The following is a 5,427-nucleotide window of genomic DNA, read 5'->3' on the forward strand; positions in this document are numbered from 1 at the left end:
TGTGTGCGGCCTCATCATGGGTCTGGAGCCCACCTGTCATTGTGAGCTTCAGTTCTTTGCGCTCGGACGTTGCCAAGAAAGAGCCGGCCGACATGATCAGTATCCCCAAGATATCCAGCCCTCCCACGGTCTCGGCGAACACCGCCACGCCGAGCAAGACCACCGAGCGGGTTGCACCTGTTCCAAGATACAGTTGCCGTAGGGTCACATCCGGTAGGAAAACCTACCTGCGACCGTCAATCCGGTGGACTGCGAGGCAGCTAATCTTATGGTGCCCCGACGCTCCAGGCCGCTGACGTGTGCCTCGACACCACCAAGAGGGATCATGCGCCAGTCTTCCCAAATTCTCATTGAGCCGGGTCTAAAGGGCTCGATGCAGAAATCGCAGCCCAAGGCACTATTCTCGCATGCCGTCTTGCTGGCGTCAGCCTCGACATCAGCGCTGGTCCTCCTGATGGGGGCTGCTCAAGCCATACCGCCCAATACCGTGGTCCAAGGAGCACCCGTTACGGTACCGGGTACTCAGTCCTCGCCCTGGGACATTCCAAACAACCTCATGGTTGGGAATACGCTCGGCGGCACCTTGATCATTGAATCCGGCGGACGGGTCAACGGCACCACGGCCCGCGTCGGCTCCGACAACGTCACGGGTACGGTGACGGTTCAGGACGCAAGTTCGGTATGGGCCAACACCGGCACTATCTCGATCGGCGTGGGCAGTGCCGGTTTTGGTTTCCTCAACATCCTGAATGGAGGGAGCGTCAGCAACACAACCGCAGACGTCGGCGTCAGCCCCGGCGGCGGGACCGGCACGGTGATCGTGAGCGGCTCCGGCTCGCAATGGACCAACAGCACACTCACCGTTGGCTATCATGGCAATGGCACCGTAACGATCGACAATGGCGGAGCTGTCAGCGCATCCACCATCTGGATGGGACTGGTTCCAGGGTCACAGGGGACATTGACCCTGAGCGGTACCCCCGGAAATCGAGGCGTGCTGATGACCGGCCGCCTGATAAAGGGGCTTGGCGTAGATGGAGCAGGCACTGCCACGCTCAATCTCGACGGCGGGATACTGCGCGCTAGCGAAAACCGAACCCTCTTTCTCCCCGGTCAGGCCGATTATAGCTATGGCTTTGCTCCTGGGGACGTGGTGATCGGCACCGGCGGCGCCTTCATTGACAGCAACGGCCACAATATCGGCATTTCGGCAGCGCTTGGTGGCGCAGGCGGCCTGACCAAGCTCGGTGCCGGAACTCTGACGCTTTCCGGCGCCAATACCTATACCGGCGGCACGACGATCTCGGGCGGCACCCTTGTGGCCAATACGATCAGTCTCAAAGGACCCGTTTTCAACAATGCAGCGCTGGTGTTCGATCAGCCCGTGGATGGCACGTTCTCGGGCAACATCAGCGGGTCTGGATCGCTCACCAAGACCGGCACCGGCGCTCTGACGCTCACCGGGACCAACACCTACACCGGGGGGACCCAAGTGAATGGTGGAACCCTGGTCATCGGCGCTCCCGATGCGCTCGCCAGCGGCCCGGTCACGTTCGGTGGCGGTATTCTCCGGTTCGCTTATTCCGGCGCGCTGGACCGCCCCATTACCGTCAGTCCCGCCGGCTTTACCGCCGACACCAACGGCAATGCCCAGACGATGTCCGCTCCGCTCGCTGGCAGCGGTCCGTTCACCAAGGCCGGCTCCGGCAGCCTGAACCTCACGGGAAGCAGCCCGTTGACCGGGCCGACAACGATTCAGGCCGGACGCCTTGCGGTGAATGGCGCGCTGGCGAGCTCGACCGTCACCGTTCAGAACGGCGCGACGTTGGGCGGCAATGGCACGATCGGCGGGCTCATCGTTCAGAACGGCGGCTTTGCGGCTCCGGGCAACTCGATCGGCAGGCTGAGCGTTGCAGGAAACGTGTTCTTCACGTCGGGCTCGATCTACCAGGTGGAGGCCAATGCAGCCGGTCAGGCCGATAGGATTGATGCGTCCGGCACGGCGACGATTCAGGGCGGAACCGTCCAGGTCCTTGCCGAACAAGGCATCTACCTGCCGAGGACCACATACACGATCCTTTCGGCTGCCGGCGGAGTTTCGGGCCGGTTTGGAGCCATCAGCTCCAACTTGGCCTTCCTGATACCAACGCTGGATTACGGCAACAACGACGTCACCTTGACGCTGGCGCGCAGCACCGATCCAGCCCCGCAGCCCATCGCCTTCAATTCTGTGGCGACAACGATCAATCAGTTCCGCACCGCGAATGCGGTCGAAGCCCTGGGCCAAGGCAACCGGGTCTTCGACGCAGTGCTGGGCCAGGGCGTTGCAGGTGCGCGCCAAGCGTTCGACGCGCTTTCCGGCGACGTACATGCCAGCGGGGCGACCTCGGCCATGGCGGATGCGCGCAGGGTGCAGGATGCGCTCCTGGATCGGATGCGCGACACTCTCGGATCGCCGTCCGGCGTAGTGCGGGCCACCGTCAACACCGCCTATACGGCGGATCGGCCGGGTGTCGTGGCCTCCCAGGAGACAATCCCGGTCCCGACCTTCGATCCGCGCCGCTTCACGCTGTGGGGCGAGGGCTTCGGCTCGTGGGGACAGGTACGCTCCAACGGCAATGCGGCGGCGATAGACACCTCTACCGGCGGTTTCATACTCGGGGCTGATGCCCTGGTCAGCCCGGCCTACCGGATGGGGATCGCTGGCGGCTTCATCCGCACGACCTTCGACATCGACGGCCGCCTGTCATCCGGTGCGAATGAAAGCACCTTCGGCGCCATCTACGGCTCGGCCGCCTGGGGCGCGCTCAACCTGCGACTGGGGGCGTCCTACGCCTGGCAGGACATCGATGTCAGCCGCAGCATCAGCTTCCCCGGCTTCGCCGATGCGGTGCGGGCCTCCTATGGCGGCTGGGCGGGGCAGGCCTTCGGCGAACTGGGCTACCGGATTGGCCTGGGATCGGTACAACTCGAGCCGTTCGTCGGAGCCTCGCTTCTGCGCCTGCACACCAACCGTTTCCGGGAGGAGGGGGGCGCCGCGGCCCTCACCGGCTACGGGCGGGATCAGGATCTGGGCACCACGACGCTGGGATTGCGGGCCGAGGCGACCTTGAGCGAAGCGCTGCCGCTGACGCTCACCGGCCTGCTCGGCTGGCGGCACGCCTATGGCGATGTCGAGCCGCAGGCACTGCTGGCCTTTGCCGGCGGCACATCGGCGTTTTCGGTGGCAGGCGTGCCGGTCGACCGCGATGCGCTCGTCGCCGAGGCCGGGCTCGTCTGGCAGGCCTCCAAGGCGCTCAGCCTCGGGGTCAACTATGCCGGCCAGATCGGCAGCCGCGCCCAGGATCACAGCCTCAAGGGCAACCTCACTTGGAAATTCGAGACGAGGTGATCGTGAACGTTGGGCAGAGCAACCGCTTTCGTGCGGCTGACTAACTTTCCTGCGGTGTCGCCTTTTGGCACAAGGTCGACCTTAGCCGTATTTCCGCAATGGGGCTGCGAGACGACCTTCACGTAACTCCTTTTGAGGGCTCAGATTGACCCGTTTCGGACGTTCCCGGATCAGTTCTCTTATTCGGTCCGATATCCCATAACGTCCAGCTCAGAGAATCCAGTTACATTTCCAAGCCGGCGAGGAAGTCGGGGTCGACGGATAATAAACCTGCAAAAATCGTGATTGTGCTAAAGCCTCGGACCTAAAAGTGGCTTCCACTTTTAGGATCATCCGATGCTTTCTCCTTTGATGAGAGCATCGTGCGGCCGCAAAACCGGGTCCACTTTTGCGTACGATGCTCTAGGATGGGTGCGTGGATGTTTCGACTTTGCCGCCTCGGCATCCTGGAAGGACCCTCACCATGTCTGACGATCCAGGTAACGGCGTTGATCGACGGGACTTCATAATCTCAGCCATTGCCTCGGCCGCCTTCGCCACCGAGGCGAGCGCTGCCAACGCTCAGGGTACGATGCCCTCGTCTGCAAGCATGAATGCGGCAGTGCCCCAAGGCACGGCCTACACCGGCGACGTGATTGATGGGAAGAAAGTCGTCACGGCACTCGACGTTAACGACCTGAAATCCGGGCAGAAGCACGTCTTGTATTTCCAGGGTGTCGAGATGCCTACCGGTCAGCACTGGTATGTGTCCGTGACGGTCGCGAAGGGAGCAAAGCCGGGCAAGCGTGTCGTCCTGGTCAGTGGTGTGCACGGCGATGAAATGAGTTCCGTGCATACGGTCCAGACCGTGATGAGCCAGCTTGAACCGGCGAAGATGTCGGGCACGGTGATGGCGGTGACGGACGTGTCCCGCCCAGCCATGGAAAGCATGCAGCGCAGATGGCCCAATTCGGGCAGGGGCATGGATCTGATCGATATGAATCGAGAGTGGCCCGGGAGCGAGAACGGCGCTACCGCGCCCAGCCGACACGCCGGGCTCCTGTTCAACCGACTTCTCCGGCCGAACGCCGACTTTGCAATCGACTTTCATACGGGGACAACTGGGTTCGAAGTGACGGCATTCAATATCGCCGGCATGGATGTGCCCGAGGTCAAGGCAATGGTAGAGCTTTACCCGGTCGGCCAGATCTTTGACAATCATGTGTATCCCGGTGTTCTGCATAACGCGTTTATGGACGTGGGTATCCCGTCCTTTACACCGGAGATCGGAGCTGCGCGCGTCCTCGACCTCGAGATGATTTCCCTGTTCGTGGAAGGCACGATGAACGTCCTTACGCATCATGGCATCCTTGCCGGGCCAATGGGACGTACGGGCAAGGACTTGAATGTCTTTGTCGGCAATAGTGCGTTCCCGATCCTGGCCACCGCGGGTGGGATCGTCGAGCATCTGGTCAAGCTCAACGACAAGGTTGAAGCCGGACAGAAGGTAGCCATCCAGCGTAATGGCTTCGGCGAAGTGGTTGCGGAGTATACAAGCGGCGTGGCCGGAGAGGTAACGGGTCAGCGCAGCGATGCAATGTCCGAGCCTGGCAACCCCTTGGTCTTTATCCTTTTCAACAAGGCGACGCCGGACAGCGTCGAGATTTATCCCGAATAGTTTACCCGCGCGAACAGTCCATCTTCTTTCCGGGAGACTTCATCACCTCTGTCGCGGCGTGGGAGGAAGTCTTTTTATCTCGCGCGACGCTCACGGGTGGTGTTTTTACTGAATAGGCGCGACAGCATGCCATAAGCTGCCACGACTACGCTGCGGAAATTATAAGGCAGGTTCCATGAACGGGCTTCCCGAAATTGAACATGAATCCAAAATCCAGCAAGGTCCGGAACTGATGCTGTGGACGGCTCCCACCGAGCGGTGAGGTAGCATGGCTGCTTCGAGCAGCCAGCGACACAGGAGCAACCCATGAGCACGGTCACCACCATTGGTCTGGACATCGCCAAGTCCGTCTTCCAGGTGCACGGCATCAGCGCCTCGG

3 protein-coding genes are annotated in these 5,427 nt (G+C 61.7%); 2 read left to right on the top strand and 1 reads right to left on the bottom strand.

What is annotated here, in order from left to right; translation table 11 throughout:
* The first annotated feature begins 325 nt into the window (after positions 1–325).
* Both AB4Y97_RS20720 and AB4Y97_RS20725 read left to right on the top strand, forming a co-directional pair.
* Positions 326–3,391 carry an autotransporter outer membrane beta-barrel domain-containing protein gene (locus AB4Y97_RS20720; RefSeq protein WP_442000930.1) on the top strand — a complete coding sequence of 1,022 codons (3,066 nt, stop codon included), beginning with the start codon at positions 326–328 and terminating at the stop codon, positions 3,389–3,391.
* Between the two features lie 463 nt (positions 3,392–3,854).
* The gene (locus tag AB4Y97_RS20725) at positions 3,855–5,048 is read left to right on the top strand and encodes a M14 family metallopeptidase (protein WP_442000931.1); all 1,194 of its coding nucleotides are present in this window, start codon (positions 3,855–3,857) and stop codon (positions 5,046–5,048) included.
* A 159-nt stretch (positions 5,049–5,207) separates the two neighbouring features.
* Here AB4Y97_RS20725 and AB4Y97_RS20730 read toward each other — a convergent pair.
* On the bottom strand, positions 5,208–5,427 hold a 220-nt coding region (locus AB4Y97_RS20730), incomplete at its 5' end, for a hypothetical protein (RefSeq protein ID WP_442000932.1).

Origin of the sequence: Microvirga sp. 2TAF3, from assembly GCF_052114965.1 — a bacterium.
Classification (GTDB): Bacteria; Pseudomonadota; Alphaproteobacteria; order Rhizobiales; family Beijerinckiaceae; genus Microvirga.

What these genes read in the sequence shown, in the direction of transcription:
- AB4Y97_RS20720 (WP_442000930.1), top strand. Translation starts at nt 326, where the DNA reads ATGCGCCAGTCTTCCCAAATTCTCATTGAGCCGGGTCTAAAGGGCTCG.
- AB4Y97_RS20725 (WP_442000931.1), top strand. Translation starts at nt 3,855, where the DNA reads ATGTCTGACGATCCAGGTAACGGCGTTGATCGACGGGACTTCATAATC.